The organism is Kibdelosporangium banguiense, assembly GCF_017876405.1.
In the GTDB taxonomy this organism is placed as follows: Bacteria; Actinomycetota; Actinomycetes; order Mycobacteriales; family Pseudonocardiaceae; genus Kibdelosporangium; species Kibdelosporangium banguiense.
In genome coordinates this window covers 2,597,167-2,623,576 of record NZ_JAGINW010000001.1, presented here as the reverse complement: position 1 = coordinate 2,623,576, position 26,410 = coordinate 2,597,167, and the positions used below count along the sequence as shown (strand labels likewise).

27 protein-coding genes are annotated in these 26,410 nt (G+C 66.3%); 11 read left to right on the top strand and 16 right to left on the bottom strand.

The window, feature by feature from the left end:
• Nucleotides 1–73: 73 nt before the first annotated feature.
• From JOF56_RS12575 to JOF56_RS12565, 3 genes are all read left to right on the top strand, one after another.
• Nucleotides 74–454: a Fur family transcriptional regulator gene (locus JOF56_RS12575; protein ID WP_209648209.1), complete on the top strand. Its 381-nt coding sequence runs from the start codon at nucleotides 74–76 to the stop codon at nucleotides 452–454.
• Nucleotides 433–1,518 carry a CAF17-like 4Fe-4S cluster assembly/insertion protein YgfZ gene (ygfZ, locus tag JOF56_RS12570; protein ID WP_209648208.1) on the top strand — a complete coding sequence of 362 codons (1,086 nt, stop codon included), beginning with the start codon at nucleotides 433–435 and terminating at the stop codon, nucleotides 1,516–1,518. The genes JOF56_RS12575 and ygfZ overlap by 22 nt, the downstream gene beginning before the upstream one ends.
• 236 nt (nucleotides 1,519–1,754) lie before the next feature.
• Complete coding sequence (locus JOF56_RS12565; RefSeq protein ID WP_209633904.1) at nucleotides 1,755–3,521, top strand: IS1634 family transposase; 1,767 nt, start codon at nucleotides 1,755–1,757, stop codon at nucleotides 3,519–3,521.
• Nucleotides 3,522–3,569: 48 nt separating this feature from the next.
• Here JOF56_RS12565 and JOF56_RS12560 read toward each other — a convergent pair whose 3' ends face one another.
• Nucleotides 3,570–6,350 carry a S8 family serine peptidase gene (locus JOF56_RS12560; RefSeq protein ID WP_209637419.1) on the bottom strand — a complete coding sequence of 927 codons (2,781 nt, stop codon included), beginning with the start codon at nucleotides 6,348–6,350 and terminating at the stop codon, nucleotides 3,570–3,572.
• A gap of 312 nt (nucleotides 6,351–6,662) precedes the next feature.
• Here JOF56_RS12560 and JOF56_RS12555 point away from each other — a divergent pair, with 312 nt between their 5' ends.
• Both JOF56_RS12555 and JOF56_RS12550 read left to right on the top strand, forming a co-directional pair.
• Nucleotides 6,663–7,520, top strand: a complete 858-nt coding sequence (locus JOF56_RS12555) for a beta-keto acid cleavage family enzyme (RefSeq protein WP_209637417.1) — start codon at nucleotides 6,663–6,665, stop codon at nucleotides 7,518–7,520.
• A 24-nt stretch (nucleotides 7,521–7,544) separates the two neighbouring features.
• Nucleotides 7,545–8,111, top strand: coding sequence for an RsiG family protein (locus JOF56_RS12550; RefSeq protein WP_209637415.1), 567 nt, complete (start codon nucleotides 7,545–7,547; stop codon nucleotides 8,109–8,111).
• Here JOF56_RS12550 and JOF56_RS12545 read toward each other — a convergent pair.
• On the bottom strand, nucleotides 8,108–8,992 hold the full coding sequence (locus tag JOF56_RS12545; RefSeq protein ID WP_209637413.1) for a DUF8083 family protein: 885 nt from the start codon (nucleotides 8,990–8,992) through the stop codon (nucleotides 8,108–8,110). The two genes, JOF56_RS12550 and JOF56_RS12545, sit on opposite strands and share 4 nt — an antisense overlap.
• A 194-nt stretch (nucleotides 8,993–9,186) precedes the next feature.
• On the opposite strand from JOF56_RS12545, the gene JOF56_RS12540 reads away from it, so the two are divergent.
• Complete coding sequence (locus JOF56_RS12540; RefSeq protein ID WP_209637411.1) at nucleotides 9,187–9,363, top strand: DUF3073 domain-containing protein; 177 nt, start codon at nucleotides 9,187–9,189, stop codon at nucleotides 9,361–9,363.
• Nucleotides 9,364–9,426: 63 nt separating this feature from the next.
• Here JOF56_RS12540 and JOF56_RS12535 read toward each other — a convergent pair whose 3' ends face one another.
• Complete coding sequence (locus JOF56_RS12535; protein WP_209637409.1) at nucleotides 9,427–9,978, bottom strand: flavodoxin family protein; 552 nt, start codon at nucleotides 9,976–9,978, stop codon at nucleotides 9,427–9,429.
• A gap of 103 nt (nucleotides 9,979–10,081) precedes the next feature.
• Between JOF56_RS12535 and JOF56_RS12530 the strand changes: the two genes are divergently transcribed.
• Nucleotides 10,082–10,513 carry a MarR family winged helix-turn-helix transcriptional regulator gene (locus JOF56_RS12530; RefSeq protein WP_209637407.1) on the top strand — a complete coding sequence of 144 codons (432 nt, stop codon included), beginning with the start codon at nucleotides 10,082–10,084 and terminating at the stop codon, nucleotides 10,511–10,513.
• A gap of 349 nt (nucleotides 10,514–10,862) precedes the next feature.
• Here JOF56_RS12530 and iolD read toward each other — a convergent pair whose 3' ends face one another.
• The 7 genes from iolD to JOF56_RS12495 form a co-directional block, all read right to left on the bottom strand.
• Complete coding sequence (gene iolD, locus JOF56_RS12525; RefSeq protein WP_209637405.1) at nucleotides 10,863–12,707, bottom strand: 3D-(3,5/4)-trihydroxycyclohexane-1,2-dione acylhydrolase (decyclizing); 1,845 nt, start codon at nucleotides 12,705–12,707, stop codon at nucleotides 10,863–10,865.
• Nucleotides 12,704–13,651, bottom strand: coding sequence for a 5-dehydro-2-deoxygluconokinase (iolC, locus tag JOF56_RS12520; RefSeq protein ID WP_209637403.1), 948 nt, complete (start codon nucleotides 13,649–13,651; stop codon nucleotides 12,704–12,706). The genes iolD and iolC overlap by 4 nt, the downstream gene beginning before the upstream one ends.
• Nucleotides 13,648–14,427 (bottom strand): ATP-binding cassette domain-containing protein, encoded by a 780-nt coding sequence (locus tag JOF56_RS12515; RefSeq protein WP_209637401.1) that lies wholly within the window; start codon nucleotides 14,425–14,427, stop codon nucleotides 13,648–13,650. Before JOF56_RS12515 ends, iolC begins: the two co-directional genes overlap by 4 nt.
• The gene (locus JOF56_RS12510; protein WP_209637399.1) at nucleotides 14,424–15,467 is read right to left on the bottom strand and encodes an ABC transporter permease; all 1,044 of its coding nucleotides are present in this window, start codon (nucleotides 15,465–15,467) and stop codon (nucleotides 14,424–14,426) included. Before JOF56_RS12510 ends, JOF56_RS12515 begins: the two co-directional genes overlap by 4 nt.
• A 215-nt stretch (nucleotides 15,468–15,682) precedes the next feature.
• Complete coding sequence (locus tag JOF56_RS12505; protein WP_209637397.1) at nucleotides 15,683–16,681, bottom strand: sugar ABC transporter substrate-binding protein; 999 nt, start codon at nucleotides 16,679–16,681, stop codon at nucleotides 15,683–15,685.
• 27 nt (nucleotides 16,682–16,708) lie between these two features.
• Complete coding sequence (locus tag JOF56_RS12500; RefSeq protein ID WP_209648207.1) at nucleotides 16,709–17,509, bottom strand: sugar phosphate isomerase/epimerase family protein; 801 nt, start codon at nucleotides 17,507–17,509, stop codon at nucleotides 16,709–16,711.
• A gap of 56 nt (nucleotides 17,510–17,565) precedes the next feature.
• On the bottom strand, nucleotides 17,566–18,567 hold the full coding sequence (locus tag JOF56_RS12495; protein WP_209637395.1) for a Gfo/Idh/MocA family protein: 1,002 nt from the start codon (nucleotides 18,565–18,567) through the stop codon (nucleotides 17,566–17,568).
• Between the two features lie 135 nt (nucleotides 18,568–18,702).
• Between JOF56_RS12495 and JOF56_RS12490 the strand changes: the two genes are divergently transcribed.
• Entirely contained in the window at nucleotides 18,703–19,701 is a 999-nt protein-coding gene (locus JOF56_RS12490; RefSeq protein ID WP_209637393.1) for a LacI family DNA-binding transcriptional regulator, read from the top strand.
• Here the strand turns inward: JOF56_RS12490 and JOF56_RS12485 are convergent.
• Nucleotides 19,657–20,424, bottom strand: a complete 768-nt coding sequence (locus tag JOF56_RS12485) for an alpha/beta fold hydrolase (RefSeq protein ID WP_209637391.1) — start codon at nucleotides 20,422–20,424, stop codon at nucleotides 19,657–19,659. The genes JOF56_RS12490 and JOF56_RS12485 overlap by 45 nt on opposite strands.
• Nucleotides 20,425–20,485: 61 nt before the next feature.
• On the opposite strand from JOF56_RS12485, the gene JOF56_RS12480 reads away from it, so the two are divergent.
• On the top strand, nucleotides 20,486–21,109 hold the full coding sequence (locus JOF56_RS12480; protein ID WP_209637389.1) for a TetR/AcrR family transcriptional regulator: 624 nt from the start codon (nucleotides 20,486–20,488) through the stop codon (nucleotides 21,107–21,109).
• Here JOF56_RS12480 and JOF56_RS12475 read toward each other — a convergent pair.
• A complete protein-coding gene (locus tag JOF56_RS12475) occupies nucleotides 21,084–21,404 on the bottom strand; it encodes a hypothetical protein (RefSeq protein ID WP_209637386.1) in 321 nt (106 codons plus the stop codon). The genes JOF56_RS12480 and JOF56_RS12475 overlap by 26 nt on opposite strands.
• Before the next feature lie 430 nt (nucleotides 21,405–21,834).
• Between JOF56_RS12475 and JOF56_RS12470 the strand changes: the two genes are divergently transcribed.
• A complete protein-coding gene (locus JOF56_RS12470; RefSeq protein ID WP_209637384.1) occupies nucleotides 21,835–22,671 on the top strand; it encodes a helix-turn-helix domain-containing protein in 837 nt (278 codons plus the stop codon).
• A gap of 9 nt (nucleotides 22,672–22,680) precedes the next feature.
• Nucleotides 22,681–22,848, top strand: a complete 168-nt coding sequence (locus JOF56_RS12465; protein WP_209637382.1) for a DUF397 domain-containing protein — start codon at nucleotides 22,681–22,683, stop codon at nucleotides 22,846–22,848.
• On the opposite strand, the gene JOF56_RS12460 is transcribed toward JOF56_RS12465, so the two are convergent.
• Genes JOF56_RS12460 through JOF56_RS12445 form a run of 4 tightly spaced genes read right to left on the bottom strand, consistent with a single transcriptional unit; the run spans nucleotide 22,849 to nucleotide 26,350 of the window.
• Nucleotides 22,849–23,721, bottom strand: coding sequence for a Vgb family protein (locus tag JOF56_RS12460; protein WP_209637380.1), 873 nt, complete (start codon nucleotides 23,719–23,721; stop codon nucleotides 22,849–22,851).
• An 18-nt stretch (nucleotides 23,722–23,739) separates the two neighbouring features.
• Entirely contained in the window at nucleotides 23,740–25,254 is a 1,515-nt protein-coding gene (locus tag JOF56_RS12455; RefSeq protein ID WP_209637378.1) for an alpha/beta hydrolase, read from the bottom strand.
• Between the two features lie 14 nt (nucleotides 25,255–25,268).
• Nucleotides 25,269–25,838 (bottom strand): hypothetical protein, encoded by a 570-nt coding sequence (locus JOF56_RS12450; protein ID WP_209637376.1) that lies wholly within the window; start codon nucleotides 25,836–25,838, stop codon nucleotides 25,269–25,271.
• Nucleotides 25,838–26,350: a SigE family RNA polymerase sigma factor gene (locus JOF56_RS12445; RefSeq protein WP_209637374.1), complete on the bottom strand. Its 513-nt coding sequence runs from the start codon at nucleotides 26,348–26,350 to the stop codon at nucleotides 25,838–25,840. Before JOF56_RS12445 ends, JOF56_RS12450 begins: the two co-directional genes overlap by 1 nt.
• Between the last annotated feature and the right edge of the window lie 60 nt (nucleotides 26,351–26,410).

Below are 26,410 nucleotides of genomic sequence, written 5' to 3'. Positions count from 1 at the left end.
CCTACTATGTACGGGCGTGGAGACGACTCGTAAGCAACGGGCGGCGCTGAAGTCCACGCTGCACCAGCGCGGCATGCGGATGACGCCGCAACGGCAGCTTGTTCTGGACGCGGTGATGGCGCTGGAGCACTCCACGCCGGAACAGGTCTGCAAGCACGTGCAGCTGACCACGCCCACGGTGAACATCACGACCATCTACCGAACGCTTGACCTGCTTGAGCAGCTCGGGCTGGTGCGGCACGCCCATATCGGGCACGGCGCGCCGACGTACTCGGCGCACGGTCACGAACATGTGCACCTGGTGTGTCACGTCTGCAGCGAGGTCGAGGAGGTCCCGTGTGACCTGCTCGACGACCTGGCGGGAACACTGCGCGACCAGTACGGGTTCAAACTTGATGCAAGCCATGTCGCGTTGTCCGGCACGTGCCGGCGCTGTCTGAACAGGGAGAGCTAGTGCTGCTGCCCGGAGCCGTGCCACCGCAAGAGGAGAACCCCGACCAGGCGGTGGCCTGGCACTACGGCGACCCGTTCGGTGAGCAGCGGGCGGCCGCACGTGGTGTCGCGGTGGTCGACCGGTCCAACCGCGAGATCATCGCGGTGCCTGGTGACGACCGGCTGAGCTGGCTGCATCTGATGATCTCGCAGCATGTGAGCGAGCTGCCTGACGATCAGGGCACGGAGGCGCTTGTCCTGGACAGCCAGGGCCGCGTCGACGCACATATGGTGCTCGCGCATGTCGACGGCACCGTATGGATGGACACCGAGCCTGGGGCGTCCGCGACGGGTGCGCGTGGTGACCGTCAGACGCTGCTGGCTTACCTCGAGGCGATGAAGTTCTGGTCCAAGGTCGAGCCGCGGGACGCGACGAGCGAGATCGCGCTGCTGTCACTGGTTGGGCCGGAGGCGCCGGCCGCGCTCGCAGCCGTGGATCTGCCCGCGCCGACGGACACGTACGCGGTCGAAGGCATGGTCAGGCGCATGCCAGGCTCGTACGACCTGCTTCTGCCGCGCGATGAGATGACGACCTGGTGGACCAAGCTCACGACCGCCGGTGCGCGGCCGATGGGCAGTTGGGGTTACGAGGCGTTGCGCGTTGAGGCGCTCAGGCCGAGGGTCGGCGTGGACACCGACGAGCGGACGATTCCGCACGAGGTGAACTGGGTTCCGGTGGCCGCGCACGTGGCCAAGGGCTGCTACCGCGGCCAGGAGACAGTGTCCAAAGTGCACAACATCGGCCGGCCGCCGCGCCGGATGCTGTTGCTGCACCTGGACGGTTCGGCGGATTCGCTGCCGGAGACCGGCGATCCGGTGCGGTCGGGCGAGCGCACCGTCGGCCGCGTCGGCACTGTGGCGCAGCATCACGAGCTGGGGCCGATCGCGTTGGCGCTGGTGAAGCGGTCCATCGCGCCGGAGACCGAACTGACCGCCGGGGGCTCCCCGGCCGCGATCGACCCGGATTCAGTCCCGCCGGACACTCCCGGCCTCGGCCGGGAAGCGGTCAAGCGGCTGCATGGTTAGATCCGGGCCCCAGCAGGGCGAGGCCCGGATCCAGGCCTGCTAGGCCCGTTTTCCGCATCGTGACCGGATAGCGGGGTGGCTGCCTGTTGCTGGGATGGCTCCAGGCTGCGGGTTTGGGCCCGGAGCGGTCTCGACGAGAGAGTCGGACTGTTGTGACAAACTTGATGTATGAGGCCACCCGGATACGGCGTGTCGCAAGCCGATTCCGGCGCCAACTACGCTAGCGTTGTGACAACATGTACCCGAAGGTAAAGCGGGTTCGCCGCGGCGACCGCGTGTATGAGTACCTGGAACTGGTGGAAGGCCACCGGGTCGACGGCCAGGTGCGGCAGCGCGTTGTGGCAAAACTGGGCCGGTTGGACGAGCTGACCGCCACGGGCCGGTTGGAGCAGCTGGTAGCAGGCCTGGCCCGGCTGGACTCACCCCCGGTCGGCACCCGCCGCGAGGTCGGCCCGCTGCTACTGGTCACGCACTACCTGAACCGGCTGGGACTGACCGAGATCGTCGATGACACCGCCCCGATGCGGGGACGGGCCTCGGCCACCCACGGGGAGATCATCGCCGCGCTGGTCGCCAACCGGCTGTGCGGGCCGGCGCCGCTCTACGACGTGGCCGGATGGGCCACCTCCGCAGCGGTAGCCGAACTGATCGGCGTCCCGGCGTTGCTGCTCAACGACGACCGGCTCGGCCGGGCGCTGGAAGCGCTGGCACCGGTGGCCGAACAGGTCCGCTGCCAACTACTCCTCCGCGCGATCGAGACCTTCGCGGTGGCCGACGCCTCCCGGCTGCACCTGGATCTGACCGCGGTCCGGTTCGCCGGCCGGCACACCGATTCGGCGCTGGTGGCCAAGGGATGGGCCGCCGATCGCAGTTTCGGCCGGCAGGTCAAAACCCTGCAAGCAACCACGACAACCGGAGTATCGCTGTACTTCCGGCCGCACAAAGGCTCCGCCAACGAACTGCCCGCGTTCACCGCGGCCCTGGACGCACTGCGCGCCTGTCTGCCAGCCGGGCTGGTCGCGGTCGCCGACTCCGGCCTGGGCTACCTGACCACCCTGTGCGCGCTCGATACTGCGGCAACCCGGTTCGTGGTCCCGTTACGCGCCGACACCGGCTGGGCCCAGCGCTTCCGCGCCGACGCAGGCACCCTCGATGCCCTGGCCGAGCTCGATTACCGCTCCCAGCGCGAACAACACCTTCCCCCGGACCGTCGAACCGTCTACAAGGGACTACTACGGCCGTTCACAGTCACCGACCGCCAGACCGGGCAGCACCGGCTGCGCGTGGCCTACATCCACTCCAGCGAAGAAGCCGCCTCCGTTACCGAGGCACGCGAACGCACCCTGACCCACGCCGAAACCGCGCTGACCAGGATCCGCAACGGGCTCGGTGGCCGCTACTACAAGACGAAGACGCAGGTCGACACCCGTGTTGCGAAGATCATCGGACCGCACATCGCCGACCTGATCACCGTCACCACCGGACCCGCCCGTCACGGCAAACCCAGCATCCACTGGCAGCGCAACCACGACGCCATCACCGCCGCCGCCCAACTGGACGGGCTCTACGCCCTGGCCACCAACCTGCCCGACCCACCCAACCGTGAACTGACTGCACTGGACGTGCTCACCGTCTACAAAGACCAGTGGATCGTGGAACAACGCCACCGCGACCTCAAGCAAACACTCAAAGTCCGCCCCATCTTCCTGCACAACGACGACCGGATCGAAGCCCTCATCGCGATCATCGGGATCGCGCTGCTCATCTACGGGCTCATCGAAGCCGAACTCCGCCACGCCCTCGGCCCCGACACCCCACTACCCGGCCTGCTGCCCGAACACCGAGCCGCGATCCCCACCAGCCGAGCCGTCCTCACCGCCTTCCACGGCCTGCACCTGACCTACACCCCCACCGGCCCACACCTCGACCGCCTCACCCCTCCCCAACGCGCCATCCTCGCTCACCTCGACATCCCCCTGCCCTGGCCCGAAAAGACCAACTAACCCTTCGAACCTGACAGGCGCAGCCGCCCAACAGTGCGGAAAACGGGGCTAGGAGACGTTCACGGCCGTGTCGTCGATGGCGAATGTCGTCTGCAGTGACGAGTCTTCGCTTGCCTGCCAACGAATACGGATTGTCTGTCCCTTGTAGGCAGACAGGTCGAACGTCTTCTGTGCATACGCCGTACTCTTGTCCAAGTTGGACAGTGTGGCCAGCGTGCCGAGAACCGTGCCCGCCGAGTTCAGTACCTGCAGCTGCAGTTTGTCGTACTGGGTCGAGGTTGTGGTCTCGGCCGTGTCGATCCGCACCCAGAAGGACACCGAAGGCGTTCCGGCGGCCGGGACAGCGATCTGCTGGTACACGTTTTCGGTTGAGGTGGAGCCGTTTCCGCCGAGACCGGCGTAGAATGATCCGCCGCGCGCCGGGCGTGCAGCGCTGTTGGTGATCGACGCGGTCGTGCCGGTCCAGCCGGTCGCACCGGACTCGAAGCCCGGGTTGGCGAGCAGCTGCTGGCCAGGGCCGGGACCGGGGTCGGTGCCGAAGGAGGCACGGGCGACCAGGGCGTACGTCTGCGGGCCCTGCGGGACGTTGAAGCCCTTCACCCGGACCTTCCAGGTGCCCGCGGCCGGGTTCTGGATGTAGACGTTCTCCACGTTGTTACGCCGGTCGGCGCTGCCGCCGGTCTGCGTCCAGCCACCGGCGAACACGTTGCCGCGGTAGATGGTGTTGTCCGGTGCGACAAGCTCCAGGTCGAGGTCGTTGACCAGGCTGACCGCGGCGGTCGTGGAGCCTTCCTTGTCGGTGTACGCCAAGCTGACCTTCAACGGCTGGCCCGCGTTGACCTGGTAGCTGTACTCGGTCACGCCGTTGGTGGAAAGTCCAGCGCCCTCAACGTATTTCGCGGCCGCGTCGGTGGCGCGGTCCAGGTTGACCCGGCCCCAGCCCTCGTGGTTGTTCGGGATCGGGAAGTCGTTGTCGTCGACGCCGTCGTTGTTCTCGTCGAGCAGGTCGTCCGCGCTGTTCACCATGGTCGCCTTGACCAGCGCGGAAGAAGCTTCCACGGTGTACTTCTTCTTGTAGAAGTCGCGGATCACGGCCGCACCGCCCGCGGCGAGCGGGTTGGACATCGAGGTGCCCGAGAAGTACTTGTACTTCGAGTTGACCGGGTAGCCGTAGCCGTCGTGCTGGTACGCACCGTTCTGCGGGTTCGGCGCGGAGTCGTACTGCTGCTGGTACATGTCCGAGTAGCCGGACACGATCCAGCTGCCCGGCGCCACCACGTCCGGCTTGATCCGGCCGTCGTCGGTCGGGCCACGGCTGGAGAACGCGGCCATCTGCTGGTCGTTGCCGGCCTGCGAGTCGGACTTCAGCGGCTCGGCCGGGTAGTCCGACGGCCACCAGTCGCCCCACTTCGGCAACGGCTGCGTGCCACCGAGTTCCTTGCAGGACTTGCCGCCGACGGTCGCGGTCTCCTTGGCCGTGGCGATGTATGTCAAGGAGCTGTCGCAGGCCCAGGTCGGCTTCTTGTTCTCCGAAGCACCCACTGACAGCACGTTCTTGCCGGTCGCGGGCGACCCCATCGAGTCGTTGTCGATCACGCCGTCGGCGTTGGCGTCGACGCCCTCGTTGCCGGCCGAGAACGTGATCAGCATGTCCTTGTGGGAGTTGCTGAACGCGTCCGCCTGCCGGGCGTTCTCGGTGTACACACCGGCTTCCGAGGAACCCCAGGAGTTGGAGTGGATCCGGGCGCCGTCGTTGTACGCCTGCTGGAACAGCGTGGTCAGGTCCTCCGGCAGGCCGAGCAGGTAGTAGCCGTCGGCGTACTGGGCCGCGCAGGAGCCCGTCATGTCGACGTAGTCCTCGACCGCCTGGAAGACGAGCTTCGCCTTGTATGCGGCGGCTTTGCCGATGCCGTTCGCGTCGCCGCCACCGACGACGGAGACCGCGGTGTGCGTGCCGTGGCCGCTGTCGACGTCTGCAGCGCCGTTGGGCTTGGCCGTGTAGCAGCCCGCCGCGCTTGTCGTCGCCCAGTCGCGGATCGCGGTGATGCGGTCCTGCGGGACGTCGGCGTGCGCGGTTGTCTTCGTACCGCCGCCGAGGCCCGTGTCGGCCACTGCGACCGTCTGGGTGGAACCGTCATATCCGCGGGAACTCGCCGCGTTGCCGCCCATGATCACGCCGGCCGCGGTCTCGTTGTGCTTGACCGGGATCTTGAACTCCTCGACCCACGCGACCTCGTCCAGTCCGGCGATCTTGGTGGCCTGGCTTGGTTCGGCGGCGACAAGCAACGTGCTGTCGGCCGACTTGGTCACCACGGCGCCGGTCTGCTCGGTCAGCTTGCGCGCCTGGTCGACGGTGTTCGGCGCAGTGGCCCGGACCTTGTAGACACCCGCCCGGCCGCTGTCGATCTTCCGCTTGGCGGCGTTGTCGACCTTCCAGGCCGGCTGGAACCGGCCGACCCACCGGACGCTCGCCAGCTTCTCCGCGCGCCGGGCCTGCGCCGGGCTCATCCGGACTTTGAACGCGAAATCCGGCAGATATTCCACTATCTGGGCGCCTGCGCCGCGAAGTGATTCAACCCACTCGGTCCGGATCGGCCCGCTGAACTGGACGAGGTAGCTCGTCGAATCGGCGTCACCGACGGATTTGGCGTCCAAACCGGGCGCGGCGGGGCCCGAATGGCCCGCCACCGGGTAGAAGTCGCCGGTGATGAGCCGGATCGGCGGGCCCGCCGGTGCGGCGTTCGCCGTGGGCACGGTCAGCGCGGCGGCCAATAACGCCGCACCGAGCGTTGCGGCTACTGCCGCGCGGCGGGGATTTCCTACGCCCATGAAGGTCCTGCTTTCTAGCCGGGAGAAACATGCTGTGAGCGGGAACTATGAGCGTCTGACCAGCGCGAATGACCAAACTATTCGCTGATGTGAACACGGATCGGCCGAACGGCTCAGCTCTTCGGTAGGGCGATCGCCCCAATGGGCCCCGCCGTTCGTCTGGCATTTTTTTCGCAGCCGCAGCAGCGTGTATTTCGACCAGCAACCATGTCGGTCGGTAAACAGCGAACGATTGCAACAATCGGGTTCTGCCTACCGGTCTCGGGCCCATCCCCGACGACACACGGCCCGGCGCTGTGTCACTATCACGCCATGTCCCAGTCGACAGGCACGATCATCACAGTGGCGCCGACCGGGGCCGAGCACGCCAAGAGCGATGTGCCGAACCTGCCGGTGACCCTCGACGAACTTGTCCGCACGGCCCAGGACTGTGAGCGCGTGGGCGCGGCCATGATCCACGTGCACATCCGGGACGACGACGCCAAGCCAACGCTCGACCTCGGTCGCCTCAAGGACACCGTGGGAGCCCTGCGCGAGCAGACGAACCTGATCGTGCAGCTGTCCACGGGCGGCGCCGTCACCGATCCGGAGTCCGACCGGCTGCGTGTGCTCGATGCCATGCCCGACTCGGCCTCCTGCACGATGGGCACGGTCAACTTCGGCGAAGACGTCTTCCTCAATCGCTGGGAATTCGTTGTCGAGCTGCACAAAGGCATGATCGAGCGCGGCATCGTGCCGGAGTACGAGATCTTCGACCTCGGCCAGCTGTCCTCGCTGCAGCGGCTGCTGGACAAGCACGGCCTGCCCGCGGGCGGGCACGTCCATGTAGACCTGGTGATGGGCGTCCCCGGGGGCATGCCGGGGGACACTGAGACGTTGGTGGCCGCGTTGCGTCTGATTCCCGAAGGTGCGACCTTCTCGGCAACGGGTATCGGCCGGAGCACCCTTCCGGTGATGCTCGCGTCGTTGTCGGCCGGTGGGCACCTGCGGGTGGGGATGGAGGACACCATCACCTACGCGCGGGGCGAGCGGGTCAAGGACAACGCACAGTTGGTGGCGCGGGCCGCGGGTTTGGCGCGGATCGCACAGCGGCCGCCGTTGGCGTCCGTTCATGTCCGTGAACTACTGGGGGTCAAGGGTGAAAAGGGGCTGGCCGATGTGGCGGTCTAGGCGTGGTTGCCGGAGGATGATCCCGTGATCGAAGTCCGACCTGGTGGGCGCCGACGTATCGACCGTGTGCTCGACCCGGACTACATCGAAGGCCTCGACCGTCTCGGCCTGGCCGAGGTCCGGGCGAGGCGGGACGATGCCGCGCAGGAGGAGACGGATCTCTCCTATCTGCGCAGGCTGCTGCACGGCCGGATCGACATCGTGCGGGCCGAGCAGAAGCGCAGGACCGAAGGCGGATCGGCGTCCGTCGTCGAGCAATTGGCGACGATCCTGGCCGACAACGCGGTCGGGCCGGCGATGGGCATGGGGCGCTACCAGACCCTTGAGCCGTCACGTGCCGAAGCTCACCGCAGGCACGTCGAGGCCCTTGTCTCCGATGCGGACCTGTCCGACGTCGCGGCCCTGCCCGACGAACGACTCGAGCTCGCGCTGCAGACGTACGCCAAGGAGGAGGCTTCGGTCTCCCAGCGGCGCCGTCAGGTCCAGGTGGTGATGGACCTGCTCAACGCCGAGATCGCCAAGCGCTACCGGGAAGGCAAGGCCTCGGTGGACGAGCTGCTGGCCGCCGAGCGTGAGCGCGACGAAGGCTAGTTGAACCGTTCCCTGACGGCCAGATGCCCCCAGAAGTCCCTGAGCTGATCGAACCGCTCAGCGACTTCTTCGGCGTCGCCCGCGTCCAGCGCGGCCACGATCGCGTTGACGTCCTCGCATGAGCTGTCCTCGGTGAGCTCCTCGTCGTCCAGGAGCTGAACCAGGCCGCCGTAGTCGAGCTCGACGGCCGAGTTGTCGTCGAAGTGCTCAAGCCACCCGGCCGTGTCCTCAAGAACCTTCGCAGGCCCCTGCTCACCGAACGTGCTGGCCGTCAGCTCATAGGCCTGCGCGACGCGCTGCCGCGCGTCAGCCATCGTCGCGCGCCACGAGCACTCCCGCTCCGGCGCAGTCCGGGTGGCCAGCTTCAGGCGGCGCTGCGTGGGATCGAACATCACAAACCATGGCAATGGCACGGTCCACGTCGTCGATACGGCGTGCACGGCGCCTGACGGCTGTTCGGACAGGACCGACGCCGCGCGGGCCCGCACGGCGTCCACAGAGGCCGTGATGGCCGCGTCTCGCAGCGCTGGGTGCGCCGTGGTGATGAAGCCGACAAGTGCTGCCGCCGAGCGCGGCATGACGTCCAGCGGGCACGCCAGGGGCCCGATCTTGGGATCCGCGCCGGGTACCTCACCCGGGTTCAGGACCAGTACGTCACGAATCGACTTCGATGTCGGTTTTCCGTCGGCCGACTCGCCCGGGAGCAGGCGGGGCGGCACAGAAAGTTGTGACCTGAACCACATCTCCCGCTCGCGTTCGCCCACGGCCGAACGCACCAAGGGACCGGTTTCAATGACGTTCCGTAGCCGATTTGACAACTCTGTGTCAAAAGCCGACAACGGTTCGTACACCCGAAGGTAGGCGACGAACGGACGAGGCACTACAGCATGCTTTCACGAGCCGGCGGGTAATGGCTCATCGACCGATCGAGGCTGATCTGTCATCACCGGCACACGGTGCCGCGTCGCGTCCAACCCCGTCGGCACGGTACGGTAGTTGTCAGGAATCAGTTGTCGAGACGAGTGGGGCCGCCGTTTCCCCCGGCCGCCCCATCCCTGTGCGAGGGGGTCGAGCCATGGGGCGCGGCCGGGCGAAGGCCAAGCAGACGAAGGTGGCCCGAGAGCTCAAGTACAGCACTCGGAACACGGACTTTGACGCTCTCCAGCGAGAGCTGTCAGGAAAGCCCGAGGACCACCAAGAAGAGGACCGCAGCGACGACTACGACGACGGTTACGACGACTACCGTCGCTGAATCTCGGCATACGGACACCAGGGCGAGACCACTGGCCTGCCCTGGTGTCCGTATGCCGGATACTTACTTGGCGTAGACGCTCTGGAAGAAGTCCTTCGCGGCTTCCATCGCCGGCGCGTCGTCCACCACCTCGCCCGGGTGGTGGCCATGGCCGAGTAGCACGCCACCCCAGCGCATCTTGAGGTAGTTCGCGCTCTTGTGCAGGGTGTCGACCAGCGCGCTGAACATGTCGTCCTCCTCGGCGGCGGAGACGCCCCACAGCGTCTTCTCACGCATGCTCGCCTTGAACTGAAGGCCGGGTATGTGCAGCCAGCCGCTCCAGTAGTCGAGGTACTGCTTCGCTGTGGCGGAAACGCTGTACCAGTACAGCGGTGACGCGATGACGATGTCGGTCGCCTCGAGCGTGGCGTCGAGCAGCAGTTGCTCGTTGCCCTCCTGCAGCGGATGAGGCACGCGGTCCTGCCGCGTGTCCCGGAACGGTGCCAGCGGCACGTCCTCCAGCCAGATCCAGCGCTGCTGCGCGCCCTCCGGCAGATACTCGGCGGCCTTGCGGGCAAGAGTCTCGGTGTTGCCGCCGGCGCGGGAGCTGCCGAGCACGAACAGGAACTTCTGCATCTCAGGCCTCACTATGTCTGCTTGTTAAATGTATGTGCATGCAGATGCTGTCACTACATGTAAACTTTCGTCAAGGGGCTGGCCTCACAGAGCGGACGGGCAGATGACCACAGACGAGAGCTCGTGGAACAGGGTCGTCGCGCTGCACGCCCGCATCGAGAACGAACTGACCAAAGCGCTGAGCCGCCGCCACGGCCTCGGCCTCTCGGAGTACCGAGCGCTGAGCAGACTCGTCGCGGCCGTGGACAAAAGCTGTTCCCTGCGAATCCAGGAACTGGCCGACATGCTCTGCCTGAACCAGAGCTCAGTCAGCCGCCTCGTCGCCCGCCTCGAAGCCAGCGGCCTGACCGAACGCGACATCTGTGAACAAGACCGCCGCGGCATCTACACCATGATCACAACCGAGGGCCGCACCCGCTTCACCCAAGCCGAACCCACCTACCAGGAAACCCTCAAAACCGCCCTCGACAAAGCCGCCGCCGACCCAGACCTGGCCACAGCCGTCGTCGCCTTCCGCACCCTCACGCCTGCTTAAGCGCTCTCTGACCAGCAGGTTCGCTCTCGGTAGGCAGCCTCCGGCCCCCGGAATCCAGCGTAACCGCGGGGTCCGACAGTTCAGGACTGGCGAAGATCCACAGCTTCGAGTTGTCCACAGTCGCGGGTTATCCACAGGCGAGGCACCTGTTTGTCCTGGACTGTCGGTGGGTGAACCTAGGCTGGATTCCGGGGGCCGGAGGCCGCCCATCGCGAAGGAAGCCTAGGCAGTGCCCTTCCGTTCGGGGAGGCTCAACGGCTGGAGTTGGTGGAGGTCGACCGCAAGGTCTCTGCGCTGGTAGAGGGGCGAATGAAGGCGGGAGTAGGAGGTCGGCTGGCTCAAGGGGCGGTCAGGTGAGGTAGCGGAGTTGGCGGGTTTTGGCCTGGGTCAATTCGTCGTGGGCATGGGTGATTTGGGGGCGGTGGGACACCTCGGGGACGCCTACTTCCCACCAGGCGCCGGATTCGGTCCAGGAATTCGGGTGGGTTTTGATTACCACCACGGCTGGGGTGCCGGATTGGGCGTGTTCGCGGGCTTTTGTGTAGGCCGCGCGGAGTTCGGGGATTGTGTTCGCGGCCAGCACCGCGCAGCCCATGGCGGCGGCGTGGGAGGCGAAATCCATCCTGGGTGGGACCGTTTGCAGGCTGCGGACGTCTGGGTACATGTTGTTGAAGCCGGCGCCGCCCTGGCCGCGTTGCAAGCGGTCGATTACGGCGTAGCCGTCGTTGTCGCAGACTACTGCGACGAATCCGTGGCCTGCGAATGTTGCTGAGAAGAGTTCTGAATTCAGCATCAGATATGAGCCGTCGCCAAGCAAGGTGGTCACCACGCCGGTCGAGCGGGCCATGGCCGCACCCCAGGCGCCGGCGATTTCATAGCCCATGCAGGAAAATCCGTATTCGACATCCATGGTTGATTCGCCGGACGCGCGCCAGCCCCCGATGAGTTCGCCGGGCAACCCGCCTGAAGCGGTCATCACATAGTCGTCAGGCCCGGAAATGTCATTCACAGCCCCGACAACCTGGGCGTACGTCGGCAGCCCGTCAGATCCAGCGCGCAACCCGTCGATGTACGAGTCCCACTTGGCGAGCTCGGCCGGAGCGCGCGAAGCCCACGAGTCGTCGGCGCGCCAATCACCAAGGGACAGCTCGCAAAGAGCAACCTCGGCGTCCCCGACCACGGCCACCGCGCCGTGTTTCACGGCGTCGAACCGGGCGGCGTTCACAGTCACGAGCCGGACATCGGGCGAGAACACCGACCAGGAAGCCGTGGTGAAGTCCTGCAACCGAGTCCCGACAGCCAGGACCACATCGGCTGAAGCCGCCAAGGCGTTGGCCGATGCCGAGCCTGTGATGCCCAAAGGACCAGCGTGCAACGGATGCGCGTGTGGCACCAGCGTGCGTCCGGCAGTGGTCTCGACCACGGGAATGTTGTGGCGCGAAGCGAAAGCAAGCGCAGTGGAAGCCGCATCGGAGTAGCGGACGCCGCCGCCGAGGACGAGCAGCGGCCGCAAGCTTGAGCGCAACACGGACGCGGCGCGTTCCAGAGATCGGCTGTCCGGGCGAGGGCGCAACACGTGGTGCACAACCGGATCGAACAACGACGGTGGAAAGTCGAAAGCTTCAGCCTGAACATCCTGTGGCAGAGCCAAAGTAACCGGCCCGCACTCCGCTGGATCGGTGAGCACACGCGCGACTTGAGGCAGGGTGGCGATCAGCTGTTCCGGCCGGGTGACCCGGTCGAAATACCGGCTGACGGGCCGGAAAGCGTCGTTCACACTGACCGTGGCGTCGGCGAAAGGCTCGATCTGCTGCAGCACAGGGTCGGGCGCACGGTTGACGAAAGTGTCACCAGGCAACAGAAGCAGCGGCAACCGGTTCGCGTTGGCGACCCCGGCAGCCGTGATCATGTTCAGAGCGCCCGGCCCGATCGAAGAAGTGGCGACGCCGACCTGACGCCGATGAGTCGCCTTGGCGTAGCCGACCGCGGCCAGAGCCATGCCCTGCTCGGTGTGCCCACGCCACACCGGGATCTCCGAGCGGTACTCCTCGAAGGCCGCGCCGAGGCTGAGCACGTTGCCATGCCCGAAAATCGCGAACACCGCTGGGAAAAGCGGAGCATCGGAGCCGTCGAAAAGCTCAGTCCGTTGCGCCACAAGCCAACGAACGAGGGCCTGCGCGGTGGTCAGCTTCATGCCTGTGCTCCTTTGTGCAAGCGCTCCTCGATCTCGTTTTCGAACGGCATCGCGTCCGCGCATGCCAGTCTGCCTGCGACAATCGCACCGGCCACGTTCGCGAACGAAGCGATCCGCACCGGCTCCCAGCCAGACAGCAGCCCGTGGATGAGCGCGCCGCCGAAGGCGTCCCCAGCCCCGAGACCGCACACGACCTCGATCGGATCCGGCGGAACGGTCCACGAACCCTCGGGCGTGGCCACGAGCACGCCCTCGGCACCCTTCTTGATCATGACGAGCGAGACGCCACGATCCAGGATCCGGCGCGCGGCCTCGTCGGGATCCGACGTGCCCACCGCGACCTCGGCCTCGGTCCGGTTGCCCACGGCCACCGTGACGTGGTCCAGCATCCACGAGATCTGCTCGCTCGCAGCGTCCACATCGGACCAGAACATCGGGCGGTAGTCCATGTCCAGCACTGTGTGATCCTGGCGCCCCCTCGCCTCCAGGATCTCGCGCTGCGTGCTGCGAGCCGGTTGCACGCTCACGCCCGTGCCGGTCACCCACAGCACCGGAACGTCGGCGACCACGTCCCAGGGAACGTCTTGCGAGGTCAACGTCAGGTCAGGCGCGGTCGGCAAGCGGTAGAACAAGAGCGGTGGGTCCTCGGGCGGGTCCAGCGCGCAGAACACCACGGGCGTCAGCAGATCCGGCGACGTACCCACGTACGACGGCGAAACTCCGAACCCTGTCAACGCATCACGGACATACGTGCCGAACCCGTCCGGCCCCACCTTGGTCAGGACAGCGGTTTTGCGGCCGAGCCGCGCGGCGGCGACCGCGACATTGGTCGCGGTGCCGCCGAGCGACTTGGCAAAGGTCTGCACCTCGGCCAGCGGAACCCCGCTCTGCTCGGGGTAGAGGTCCACCCCGACCCGGCCGATCGTCAGAGCTTCCAGACTCACTTCTCTACCGCCCGCAGCTCGTGTTCAAGTGCTTCGAGTTCCGCACCGCCGGCCATCTGCCGGGTGAGCTCCTCGATGGTGATGTCGCCCTTGTCGAAGCAGCCCAGGCTCCGGCCGCGCTTGAGCAGCAGGAACCTGTCGCCCACCGGGTAGGCGTGGTGCGGGTTGTGCGTGATCAGCACGACCCCGAGCCCGCGGTCACGAGCCTGAGCGACGTACCGCAGCACCACCCCGGCCTGTTTCACACCGAGCGCAGCCGTCGGCTCATCCAGAATGAGCACCTTTGCTCCAAAGTGGACGGCACGCGCGATCGCGACACACTGCCGTTCACCGCCGGACAACGTGCCCACGGGCTGCTCGACATCCCGCAGGTCGATGCCCATTTCGGCGAGAGCGGTCTTCGTGGTCTCCCGGCCTTTCCTGCGATCCAGCCGCCGCAACGGTCCCCATCCGACCGTGGGCTCGGAACCCAGGTAGAAGTTCCGCCACACGCTCATCAGCGGAACAACTGCCAGGTCCTGATACACCGTCGCGATTCCGCGGTCCAGAGCTTCACGAGGAGAAGAAAACCGGACTTCGGAACCTTCGACCAGAAACGAGCCGTGATCGTGCTGGTGCACTCCGGCCAGGATCTTGATCAGCGTGGACTTGCCCGCGCCGTTGTCGCCGAGTACGCAGGTGACCTCACCCGCGTTGACCACAGTGGACACATCAGCCAGGGCGATGACGCTGCCGTAGGTCTTGCCGATGTCACGGACTTCAATGAGCGGGCTCATCGGCGGACCCTCTCTGCGCGTCGCCGGAACGTGTTGTTCACCAGCACGGCGGCCAGCAGCATGATGCCGAGGAACAGCATGAACCAGTCACTGTTCCACTGCGCGTAGACGATTCCCTGCCGCGCCATGCCGAAGATCAGCGCGCCGATCGCGGCACCGACGGCCGAACCGAAGCCGCCGGTCAGCAGGCAGCCGCCGATCACGGCCGCGATGATGTACTGGAACTCCAGGCCGATGCCCTGGTTGGCCTGCACACTGGCGTTGCGCAGGATGTTGATCGAGCCGACGATCCACGCGGCGAACGCGGTCGTCATGAACAGCATGATCTTCGTGCGGACCACCGGCACACCGACCGCCCGCGAGCTGAGCGAGGAGCCGCCGACCGCGAACGTCCAGTTGCCGAACCGGGTCCGGACCAGCACCCACGCGGCGACCGCCGCGAACAGGATCCACCAGAGAATGGAGATCTGGAACTCCGTGCCGCCGATGTTGATCGTGGACGCGAACAGCATGCCCGCGGACTCGTACCCGTCGGTCGAGCGCATTCCGGAAACCTGCACGGTTCCGGTGATCAGCCGGGTGACACCGAGGTTCAAGCCTTGCAGGGCAAGGAAAGTACCGAGGGTCACGATGAAGCTCGGCAGCCCGGTGCGCATCACCAGCCAGCCGTTGAGGGCTCCGACCGCCAGCGCGAAAATCAGCGAGAACACCAGCGCGAGCCAGACGCTGACTCCTAGCTGAGTGGCGAAGATCGCGGTGACCAGGGCAGTCGACGCGGTCATCACGCCTGCGGAGAGATCGAACTCGCCGCCGATCATCAGCATCGCCACGGCGACCGCCATGATGCCCAGCGTGGAGGCGTCGTCCAGCCAGTTCGCCACGCCCAGCGGGCTGAGAAACTGGCCGGTGACGATCGAGAAGAACGCGAACACGAGCAGCGCCCCGAGCAGGGACCCGATCTCGGGCCGCACGACAAGGCGATCCCAGAGCCGGGGCTTGACGAGGCGCTCGTCTGGTGCGGCCTGCACCGCGACACTCATGGGTCACCGACTCCTTTCCCGGCGACCGGCCACACTCGGATCACTCAGCCGCGGCTGCGTCAAACCCGGAAAGGCGCCAGCACATCCCCCACCACTCCCTGGGGGGACAGCCCTGCTCCAGTCTATCGGGGGGATGGGCTGGTCAAAGGGGTTACTCGCGGGTTGTGGACAACCGGATTTGCGAAAGGGCCGTTGGCTCGGTCGCAGTGCGAGTGTCACCGCGTGCCCTTCTCGGTGTAGGGCGCGATGGTGTCCACATTGGTCTTGTCGACGAAGCCTGGGCCGGTCAGTACTGGGCGTCCGCCGCCCACTGTGTTCGCGTTTTCCTTGTACAGCTTGAGGAACACGATCGGCAGGTAGCCCTGCTCGTACTGCTGCTGGTCGACCGCGAAGAGGACATCGCCGGACTTGATCGCCGCGACCACGTCGGAGTTCAGGTCGAACGTAGCGACCTGTGCCTTGGAGCCCGCGCCCTTGATCGCCTGGACGGCACCGGCCGCGACCTGCGAGTTCAGGGCGAGCACGGCGTCGACGGCGGGGTCGGCCTGTACCGCGCCCTTGATCCGGGACTGCGCGTCGGTCGGGTTGTTGATGTCGACCTGCAGGGTCTGGACGTTGCCGAAGGTGGTCTTGGCGCCGTCGCAGCGCTGGTTCTGGCCGATGTTGCCGGCTTCGTGGATCACGCAGAGCAGCTTGGTCTTGCCGGCGGCCTTCAGGCGCTGGCCTGCGCCCTCACCGGCGATCGTCTCGCTCTGGCCGACATGTGCGATCGCGCCGAACTGGGCGCTGCGGGCCTCGCCGGAGTTGATCGTGACGACCGGAATGCCCGCCTTGACTGCGTTCTCGATCGAGGTCTGCAGGGCGTCCGGGTTGGCCATCGAGACCACCAGGCCGTCGACCTTCTGGGCGACCGCGTTGTCGATCAGCTTGGCCTGGGCGCCGGGGTCGCCGTCGGACTTGTAGTCGACCTGCGCGCCGAGCTGCTTGCCCGCCGCCTCGGCGCCGTTCTTGACCACGTTCCAGAACGCGTCACCGGCCGAACCGTGGGTCACGACAGCGACACGCAGGCTTCCACCGCTCGGCGGCTGAGCGGCCCCGGCAGTGCCCGAGCTGGCGGGCTGGTCGCCCTGCGGACCGCTGCACGCGGCCAAGACCAACGCCCCAGCCGCGGCGACGGCCGCGAACTTGAACTTACGGAAGCGATCGGACGTCATCGTCTCTCCTCGCCTGAGCGACTGTGCTTACAGTTCGCCGGTTATCTGATTGAGGTGTCGCAGGCTGCGAGCCGTGTCCAGTTTGGGTGTGTCCACCGGACTCTGCTCGCTCAAGGCGGTGTCCTGTTCCAGGACGTACCACCCGTCGTAACCCGCTTGGTGGACGAAGCGAACGACCGCTTCGATGTCCACATCCCCCTGCCCGAGCGGCACGTACATGCCCTGCCCGACCGCTTCGGTGTAGCCGAGCTCGCCGGCGCGGACCCGGTCGGCCAGGTCCGCCCGGACGTCCTTGAGATGCAGGTGCCCGATCCGGCCCGGGTACTCACGGGCCAGCTCGACCGGGTCGGTCCCGCCGATCATCAGGTGCCCGGTGTCCAGGCACAGGTCCAGATCCGAGTCGGCGACGAACCGCTCGACCTCCGCGCGCTTCTCCACATGCGTACCGACATGCGGGTGCAGCACGGTTCTGAGGCCGTAGCCCGCCGCGATGTCGCGGATCCTGGCCGCGGTGCTGATCAGGGCCGCCCACTGCTCGTCGGTGAGCACGAGGCGCTCGTCGTATCCGTCCAGCCCAGTCGCCGCGGCGAGAACAAGCACCTCGGCGCCACACGCGGCCAGCAGCTTCGCGGTCCGGTCAGCCTCTTCGACGCTGGACTCGTCGTGCAGCGGCACGGCAAGGAAACCGCCGACGAGCGTCAGGTTGTACGTGCTGAGCAGGGCACGCAGCTTGGTCGGGTCGGTCGGCAGGTAATCCGGCGGGCCCAGTTCGGTCGCGGTCATACCGAGTTCGGCCATCTCGGACAGCACGGTGTCCCGGTCGAGCATCAGGCCCCAGCCCGGGACCTCGCACACGCCCCAGGAAATCGGCGCTCCAGCGATCTTCACGCGGTCACCTCCTGAGTGATCCGCACGGGTGAGCCCGAGCGGCGCGATTCGTCGCAGGCCAACGCAAGGCGCAGGCTGGTGAGGCTGTCGCGGGCAGGCGACGGGTTGGCCACCTTGCCTGCGACAACGTCTACGAAGACGGCCATTTCGTTGAGGTACGCGCGGTGGAAGCGCTCCGGGAAGCCTGGGTATGCGTCCGCGCTGACGACGGGACCACCCGGTTCGAGCGACGTCAGAGGCGTGCGCGGGTCGAGCCCGACGGCCAGGGAATCCTTGCTGCCCAACACTTCGATGCGGTGGTCGTAACCGAGCGGGTCATGCCGTCCACCGACGAGTACAGCATGCGCGCCACCTGCGAACTTGAGCGTCACCACGGCGTTGTCGACGTCGTCGGCGTCCGCGAAGGCCTGGTCGACAAGGACGGAACCGGAGGCGTAGACCTCGACGACCGGCTCTCCGACCAGCCACGGCACCGCGTCCAGGTCGTGGATCAGCAGGTCACGGAAGATCCCGCCGGACGCGGGCAGGTATCCGAAGTCGGGTGGTTCGGCGTCGTTACCGGTGGACCGGACCAGGTACAGCTTGCCGACCTCACCAGCGCGGATCCGCCGGTACAGCTCGGCGACCGCGGGGTCGAACCTTCGTTGAAACCCGACGAGCACCTCGACACCGGAGGCCTCGATGTCGTCGACCAGCGCGCTCATCTCGGCGTAGTCGCTCGCGATCGGCTTCTCGCACAAGGCGGGCGTCTTCGCTGCGAGGGCGCGGCGGATGGTCTCTGGGTGTGTCGTGGTCGGAGTCGCGATCAGCACACCGTCGCTGGCCGCGAGCAACGCGTCCAGGTCGTCCACCGCGCTCGCGCCGATCTCGGTGGCCACCTGCGCGGCACGCCCCGGGACCGGGTCGAACAGCACCACCTCGTCGACGGCGTCGAGCGAGGCCAGGTTCCCGGCGTGCATCGTGCCGATGCGGCCGACCCCAGCTACTCCGATACGCATGCTTCTCCAAAGGATCCGCTGGTCAAGGCTACTCCAAATTAGAGCGCTCTATTTGTTGGAGCGCTCTAATGCTGTAACGTGGTGCACGTCATGTCAAGGGCGAGTTGCCCGCTTGTTACGCCCCGGAGGCCAGCCTTGACTCGCCCGACCATGCAGGACGTGGCCCGCGTGGCCGGTGTGTCCCGCGCCCTGGTCTCCCTGGTGATGAACGGTTCGCCCAAGGTCAGCGAGCGACGGCGGCAAGCCGTGCTGGCAGCCGCCGAGAAACTCGGCTACTCCCCGCACGCGATGGCCCGCTCACTGGCCAGCCGCACGTCGACAGTGCTCGGCGTGATGGTCTCCGACCTGCACAACGCGTTCTTCGCCGAAGTCGTCGACGGTCTCGAAGAAGTCGCGGCAGCCGAAGGCTTCGAGCTGATCATCAACACCGGAGGCCGCAGCCCATCGCGAGAAAAACGCGCCGTGACAAGCCTGCTGGCATTCCGGCCGGCCGGAGTGGCCTTGCTTGGCCCCGTCGTGCCGCCGACAACGCTGGCTGCCGCAGCCGAGCAAGCGCCTGTGGTCCTGGTCGCCCGATCGTCCCGTCTGTCCACGTTGGACACAGTCAACGACGACGGTGAAGCAGGCTCAGGTCTGGCGGTGGACCACTTGGTCTCGCTTGGCCACAGTCTGATTGCCCACCTGGATGGCGGTGTCGGTTCCCAGGCGCCGCAACGAAGGCGGGGCTACGTAAGCGCGATGCAGCGGCACGGCCTGAAACCCTGGGTGATTCCCAGTGAATACACCGACATCGCCGGCGCCAAAGCCGTGCGCCAGTTGCTGCAAGGCGACGAGCTGCCCACAGCCTTGGTCGCAGCCAACGACTTCAACGCCGTCGGAGCGATCTCGGCGTTGGAAGAAGCCGGATTGCGTGTCCCACAGGACATCTCGATCGTCGGCTACGACAACACATCGCTGGCCGGGCTGCGGCATGTCTCCCTGACCACCATCGACCAGCCCCGCCACGAGATCGGCCGCCTCGCCGGTGAGGCCCTGCTGCAACGGGTCCGCGGCGAGCGCACCGAGCCGGTCAAACGGCTGCTGCACCCGTCACTGGTGGTCCGCTCGACCACCCAGGCCAGAAGCCCAGAATGAGGTGAGGGCCCGCGCGCCGCGGACCGGGTCCTGCACCATCCACCAGTGGCCCAGCCCTTCGAGGGTTGCGACTTGGGCCCCTGCTTGGGTTGCGGATCGGCGGCGCATGTCCTCGGAGCCGACGATGTGGTCGTCGGTGGCGAGGATGGCGAGGCCGGGACGGGCCGCGGCAGCAGGGAGGTTGCGGCCTAGGCCGGCCATGACCGGTTGGACGGCCGAGCGGTAGTAGGCGAGGATGGCCTGGCCCATCTGCGGTCCTTGACCGACGGCCACTTGTGCGGCGACCGGTCTGGCGATGCCTCTGGCAACCAAGCGCTCGGTGCGTTCTTCGAGCGTGCCGCCCAGCCGTTGCGCGACCGACTTTTCACCGATGCCGGGTGTTTGCCACTGCTGGGCGAGGTCGTGCCAGACATAGTCCGGATCGAACGCGCCCAGGCTGTCACTGACCCAGGTCCGCAGCAGGTCAGGCCGTGTCATGGCGACGGTGACGACCGTGCTGCCGCCCACGTCGTGGCCGACGAGGTCGACTGGCTCGCCGAGTGTCTCCAACTCGGCGATCAGCCAGTCGCGGTAGGCGGTCACGGTGCAGTCGAAGCCTTCAGGAATGGGCGCGCCGAAGCCGGGCGGGGACAGGCGCAGCACGTCCGTCCGGTCCAGCTCGGCGCACAGTGGATCCCATATCGCAGCGGTCTCAGGGTTGCCGTTTACGAACACAGCGGTCATGAGCACACACTCTCACATACTTGTTATTCAACACGCAAGTGCGCCTGATACGCTCCCGGCCATGCCACCCGAACAGCGACGCACGCAGGAACAGCGACGCGCCACGACAAGAGCCGCGTTGCTCGCAGCAGCCGCGGAACTGGTGGTGGAGTCCGGCGTGCGAGCGGTGACCCTGGCTCGCGTCGGGGAGCGTGCCGGGTACAGCCGAGGGATCGTCACCCACAACTTCGGATCGAAGCAGGCCCTGCTCGACGCACTGGCGAAGTCGAGCCAGAGCGGGTTCGTCCCTGGCGTCGTCACCATGTCACCTGGGCTCGAACGCCTGCTGGCCCTGGTCGAAGGCTATGTCGCGGAACTTGGTCGCGACAGCGTCGCAAGTCGCGCGTTTCTGTTGCTGTGGGCCGAAGCCGCCACGGCCGCCGAACTCTCGGCGAGTTTCCGGGAACGCGACGAGGCATTCCGGGCGGACCTACGCGACGACGTCGCCGCCGGTATCGCGGACGGCACAATACGAGCGGACATCGACCCGCAGGACGTGGCCGTAGCAGTGCTGGGACAGTTGCGGGGCATAGGAATGCAGCGCCTACTGGACCCGGACGCCGTCGACACCGAACGGGTCGGCCGCGCCTGCGCACAGCAGTGGCGCCAGGCATTGACGGTCATGTCTGGGATCGATCCCGGCTGACAAGCACAGCGGGAGCGACCCACACGAGGTCGGCAGTGGCGCCCGGCTCACTGCGGACATACATCAGCGCGTTCTCGGCCTCAGCCAAGAAGTACTGGTTACGGCCGTCAGCGGTGATCATGTAGGCACTGTCGTCGAACTCCATGCCCCAACCGATGATCTCGGTGTCGGCGTCCTGTTTGGTCACGACAGTGGCGAAAAGGCGAGGCGCCTGCGCCGCGACCATCGCGGCTGCGCGCTCGCTGAATGCGGCCTGTTCGGCGAGGTGCTGTTCGCGCTCTGCGTTGTCAGACATAGGTGGACTCCTATCGTGCGGTTCGAGGGACAAGCAGATGACGGTGGGCGATCAGCCAGACTCGGCAAGGAAACTTGCGATGGCGCCGCCATCCCGGGCAGCCCCGGCACCGGCCGTCACAGTCAGGCTGGTGCAGGGCAAGGATTTCGCGCATCGCCGATGTCAGGTGCCCGAGTTCAGTGGCAGGCGCGGCATCGGCTTTGCCCGCCAACCGCTCCAGGCCGGCCAGGCGTTGGATCATCGCGTCCCTGAGGGCCGCGGCAAGGACATAAGTCATGGGGTGCCCCGAGCCATCCGTATACCTCCCGCTAGACTTGGTCTATTAGCGCTCCCGAGCGCTAGTTACCATAGCGTGTAACCGGCAACGCATGCGGCAATTCACCCGATCAAGCGACATACATTCCTTGGTGGAACAGCTATTCTTCGTTGCATGGCTGGTAACAAAACAGCGACATCAAAGGGCATGGCCCTAGGCGCCGCACTGCGAGAAGCGCGCGTGAGTGCCGGCCACGAGAACCTCACCAAGTTCGCGGAGCGGCTCAGCAAAACCGCCGCCACACTGTCCCGCTGGGAGACCGGTCAGCGGGCACCCCGCCCCGAAGATGTCGCCCAGATCCTGACGCTTCTGGGAGTCACCGGGGAACGGTACGAGGACATCCTGGCGCTGAGCCGGGATCCGGACTCCTCTTCATGGCTCGCCACTTCGCTGCCAGAGCAGCGCCGCCAACTGGAAGCGCTGCTGCGATTCGAGCGCGATGCGAAAAAGATCACTACAGTCGCGCCTCTGCTCGTACCAGGCTGGCTGCAGACGGCCGCCTACACCCGGGCAATCATGACCGCAGGTGGAGTGCCGGAAGATGAAGTCGAGTCCCGGATCGCGATCCGGCTGGGTCGGCGCGAGGCACTGCGACACGCCACGCTGACTGCCTACGTTGGGCAAGCCGCGCTCATGCAGCATGTCGGTGGCCGAGAGGTTCTGTGCGGCCAACTTGAGTTCCTGCTCGACATGACCAAGCAGGTGGATCTGTGGGTCATCCCGTTCACGGCAGGTTGGCACCCGGCGCTCGAAGGACCGTGGTACCTACTTCAAACCGAGTCAGGGAAAACCGTGGTGTACTTGGAAAACCGCCAGTCGGGCTTGTTCTTGCACGAGCAGGCCGACATCAAGGTGTACCAGGCGGCGGTCGACTCAGTGCGAAAGGTGGCGATGAGTCCGCAGGAGTCGGCACAGTTCATCGCCGAGCAGATCGACAACCTGAAGAAATGAGGGCCGATCATGACTACTGGTAGCTGGAAGAAATCGAGCCACAGCCAGAACGGCGGTGACTGTGTCGAGGTCCGCGCGGACCTCGGGGCCGTCCGCGACACGAAGAACCCGGACCAGTCGATCCGGGCCGACGTGCGTGCCCTGGTGAACGCCCTGCGGAGCGGCCGCCTCAGCTAGTCAGGCCGTGATCCGGGCCAGGTTTCCGTTCTCCAATGCCACCCAGGCTGCGCCGTCGGGGCCGATGGTTATGCCGTGGGGTTCGGAGTTCGGGGAGGGCAGGTCGTACTCGTCGATCTTGCCTGCGAGGGTGATCCGGCCGACTTTGTTGGCGCCCCATTCGGTGAACCAGAGGTTGCCCTCGTCGTCGGCGACGATCGCGTGGGGACGGCATCCCTTGTCCGGCAAGGGGAACTCGTCGACGTGGCCGTCCACCGCGATTCTTCCTACTTGGCCTGCGCCTATTTCCACGAACCAGAGGCCGCCGTCGCCGCCGTCGGCTATCCCGACTGGGGCGGCTGCCTCGGTGGGCAGCGGGTGAATGGTCACGTCGCCGCCCAGGTCTATCCGGCCGATGGCGTTGGCCTGGTTCAGGGAGAACCAGAGGCCGTCGTCGGGGCCCGCAGTGATCATGCCTGGGTATGAGCCTGAGACTGGCAACGGGAACTCGGTGATTTCGCCGTCTGGGGTTAGGCGGCCTATCCGGTCGAGGTTGATCTCGGTGAACCAGAGGGCGCCGTCCGCGCCGGAAGCTATGCCGTAGGGCTCGGCTTCGGCTGTGGGTACGTCGAACTCGGTGATCGAGCCGTCCGTCGCGATCCGGCCGATTCGGTGGCCCTTCAGCTCGGTGAACCAAAGCGCGCCGTCTGGGCCTGGGGTGATCACGGATGGGCTGCTTGCCGGGTCCAGGTCGAAGACCTGCAACGAGCCGCCGGGCTGGAACCGGCCGATCTGGCCGGCGTGCACCAGGGTGAACCACAAAGCGGCGTCAGGGCCGGTCGTGATCCCGTAGGGACCCGCGTCCGGCCCTGACACCTCGAACTGCTCGATCATTCTCAGACCATAGCTCGGCTAACGTCCCCAGCCGGGAATGACCTGCGGTCGGGCATCGCTGGTCCGCAACGCGGCCCCGCCTGGTTCGACAGCCGCACAGCGGGCACCTGGTGCCGGCGTCTCCAGTGTCGCGAAGTAGGAGTCGACGGCCTTGTCGGTGCACTGGCTGCGGCGATAGACGCCGTGGCCCCAGCCCTCGTAGGTCAACAGCACCGTGGTGTCCTTGGACTGGCGGTGGGCGTTGGCTGCCCATGAGTACGGGGTCGCCGGGTCGTACAGCGCGTTGAGCATGAGGATCTTGGGCGCGTTCTTTATGCTCAACTGGCGCTGCGGGTTGTTGACCTTCTCCGGGAATCCGATGCACCTGGCGATCGAATCGTGCCCCAGGGCGCCACCGCGCATGTGCGGCGCCAGCGCGTTCTCGGTGGCTTCCAGCATCTTGTACTCGGTGAAGCTGCGTACCGGCAGGCTCCAGTCGGAGCAGAACGTCGCCTGGCGCGCGAAGTTGATCTCCGCGTCACCGAAGGATCTGCGCTGCGGGGGCTTCTGCGCGTCCAGTTGGGCCGCGTACTTGGCGAACTCCTGGAAGGACGGGCCATAGAACGCGTCGAGTCCGAGAGCGGCGATGTTCCGGGCCGTGATCACCGGGGGCTCGGACGGGTCGCCGGGGTCGAGCACGTCGGTGACCTCACCGCGGTCGGCCCTGGCCAGCAGGTCGTCCCACATCTTGGTGACGTCCTTGCCGTGCAGCGCACAGGAAACCGTGCGATCGCACCATTTCACCCACTCGTTGAACGAGCTTTCCGCGGTCTGGGCCTCGGTCGCCGCGAAACTCCAGGTGCGCTGGCTGTGGTCCATGTTGCTGTCGATGACCATGGCACGGATCTTGTCGCCGTAGCGCTCGGCGTACTGCTGGCCCATCAGGGTGCCGTACGAGATGCCGTAGTAGTTGATTTTCTGCTCGCCGAGGGACCGTCGGATCGCGTCCATGTCCTGGATAGTCGCGCCGGTGTCGGCGTGGTCGAAGATCGGGCCACTGCGTTTGCGGCAGTCCTCGCTGAACTCCCGGTTGAATTTCACGAGGGCGTCGAACTCGGCCTGGGTGGCCGGATTTTTCGATGGCTCTTTCGCCCACATGTCCAATGAGCACTTCACGGGCTGACTGCGCGCCACTCCACGTGGGTCCCATCCGATGATGTCGAAACGGGACCGCACGTCAGCGGTGAAGTAATCCTTCTGAGAGATGGCGAAACCGACGCCCGAGGCACCCGGTCCGCCCGGGTTGACCAGCAGGATGCCCACCCGCTTCGCCGGATCGGTCGCCCTGCGGCGCGCCACCGCGAGGTCGAACTTCTCTCCTGACGGGTTGGCGTAGTCGATGGGCAGCCGCAGGGTGCCGCATTCCGCTGTCGCGTCCTCCGGACACGGCTTCCAGTCGATGGCCGACTGCGCGTTCGCAACCGGGACACTGACACCGGTCACCAACGCGGCGCTGATGAGCGCCAGTCCGAATACTCGCGTGATCGTCGACAAGATGTCTTCCCCCGTCAGTTTTCCGAGCGCAGGGCCGGGTCATGGGCTGGGTCGAGCACGCAGGACGGGGCCGGGTCCTTCACCGGCGCGGTGAAACCGAGCCCGGTGCCACGGCCCGGCTGGTGAGTGACCGAAAGCAGCACGGTGTAACCCTCAGGAAGCCGAGGGCCGAGGGTGATCGAGCCGTCCGAGCTGTCTTCGTCGAGGTCCCAGTCTCCCTGGTACGTCTCGCGGTTCTCGAGGCTCGCGCAGTCCGATGTCAGGGGGACGACCTTGGCCCGCACGCCGAGTTCCCGCAGCTTCTCGTTCGCGGGATCGATCGCCTTGATGTCCTTGATGGACACTGTGATGGAACCGTTGGGGTTCTTGGTCACCGCGTAGGCAGCCGGAGCATTGCCGAAGATCGTGAGCCCGGCGATGGTCAGGCCGGCGACAGCGGCGGCCCCGGCGGCGATCCACATCAGACGGCCACGGCGACGTGGTGAAGGCACGGGTTTCCGCAGTGCCATCAGGATTTCCTGGCTTCCATGCCGGTACTCCGCGTGTTGGGCGAGAGCCTCACGCAGGACAGTCTCGTCTGACATCAGCTCTTCTCCTTCACCATCGACGGGGGCATGCTGTGGGACCGGATCCGCAAAGTGGACAGTCCTCGTGAGATGAGGCTGCGTACCGTGCCCGGACGGCAGTCGAGCTCCGCAGCGATCTGGGCATCGTCATAGCCCTGGTAGTAACGGAGCACCAGCGCGGCGCGCTGGCGGCGTGGCAGGGTCGCGAGTTTGGCCATCATGGCCTCACGCTCGTCATAGCGGTATGTCAGATCCGCCGTCGGCGAGCCAAGCTCGTCCAGAACCTGCAATGAGGCGCCGACCTCACGGGTCGACCTACGGCGACGCCAGGACAGAAACTCGTTGGTCACCATGCGTTTGACGTATGCCGATGGAGAGTCCACTTCGGATGTGATACGCGGCCACTGCTGTTGGGCCCGCAGCAACACGTTCTGCACTATGTCTTTTGCCAGATGCGGGTCGTAACACAGCACTGTGGCGTAACGCAGCAACGAATCCAGCCGTTCGGCCACGAAGTCATCGAAAGTCATGCACACCTCGCATCGGCCGTCTGCTCTGTTGTGGTGTCACGCCCCTTGGACGTTTGAGCC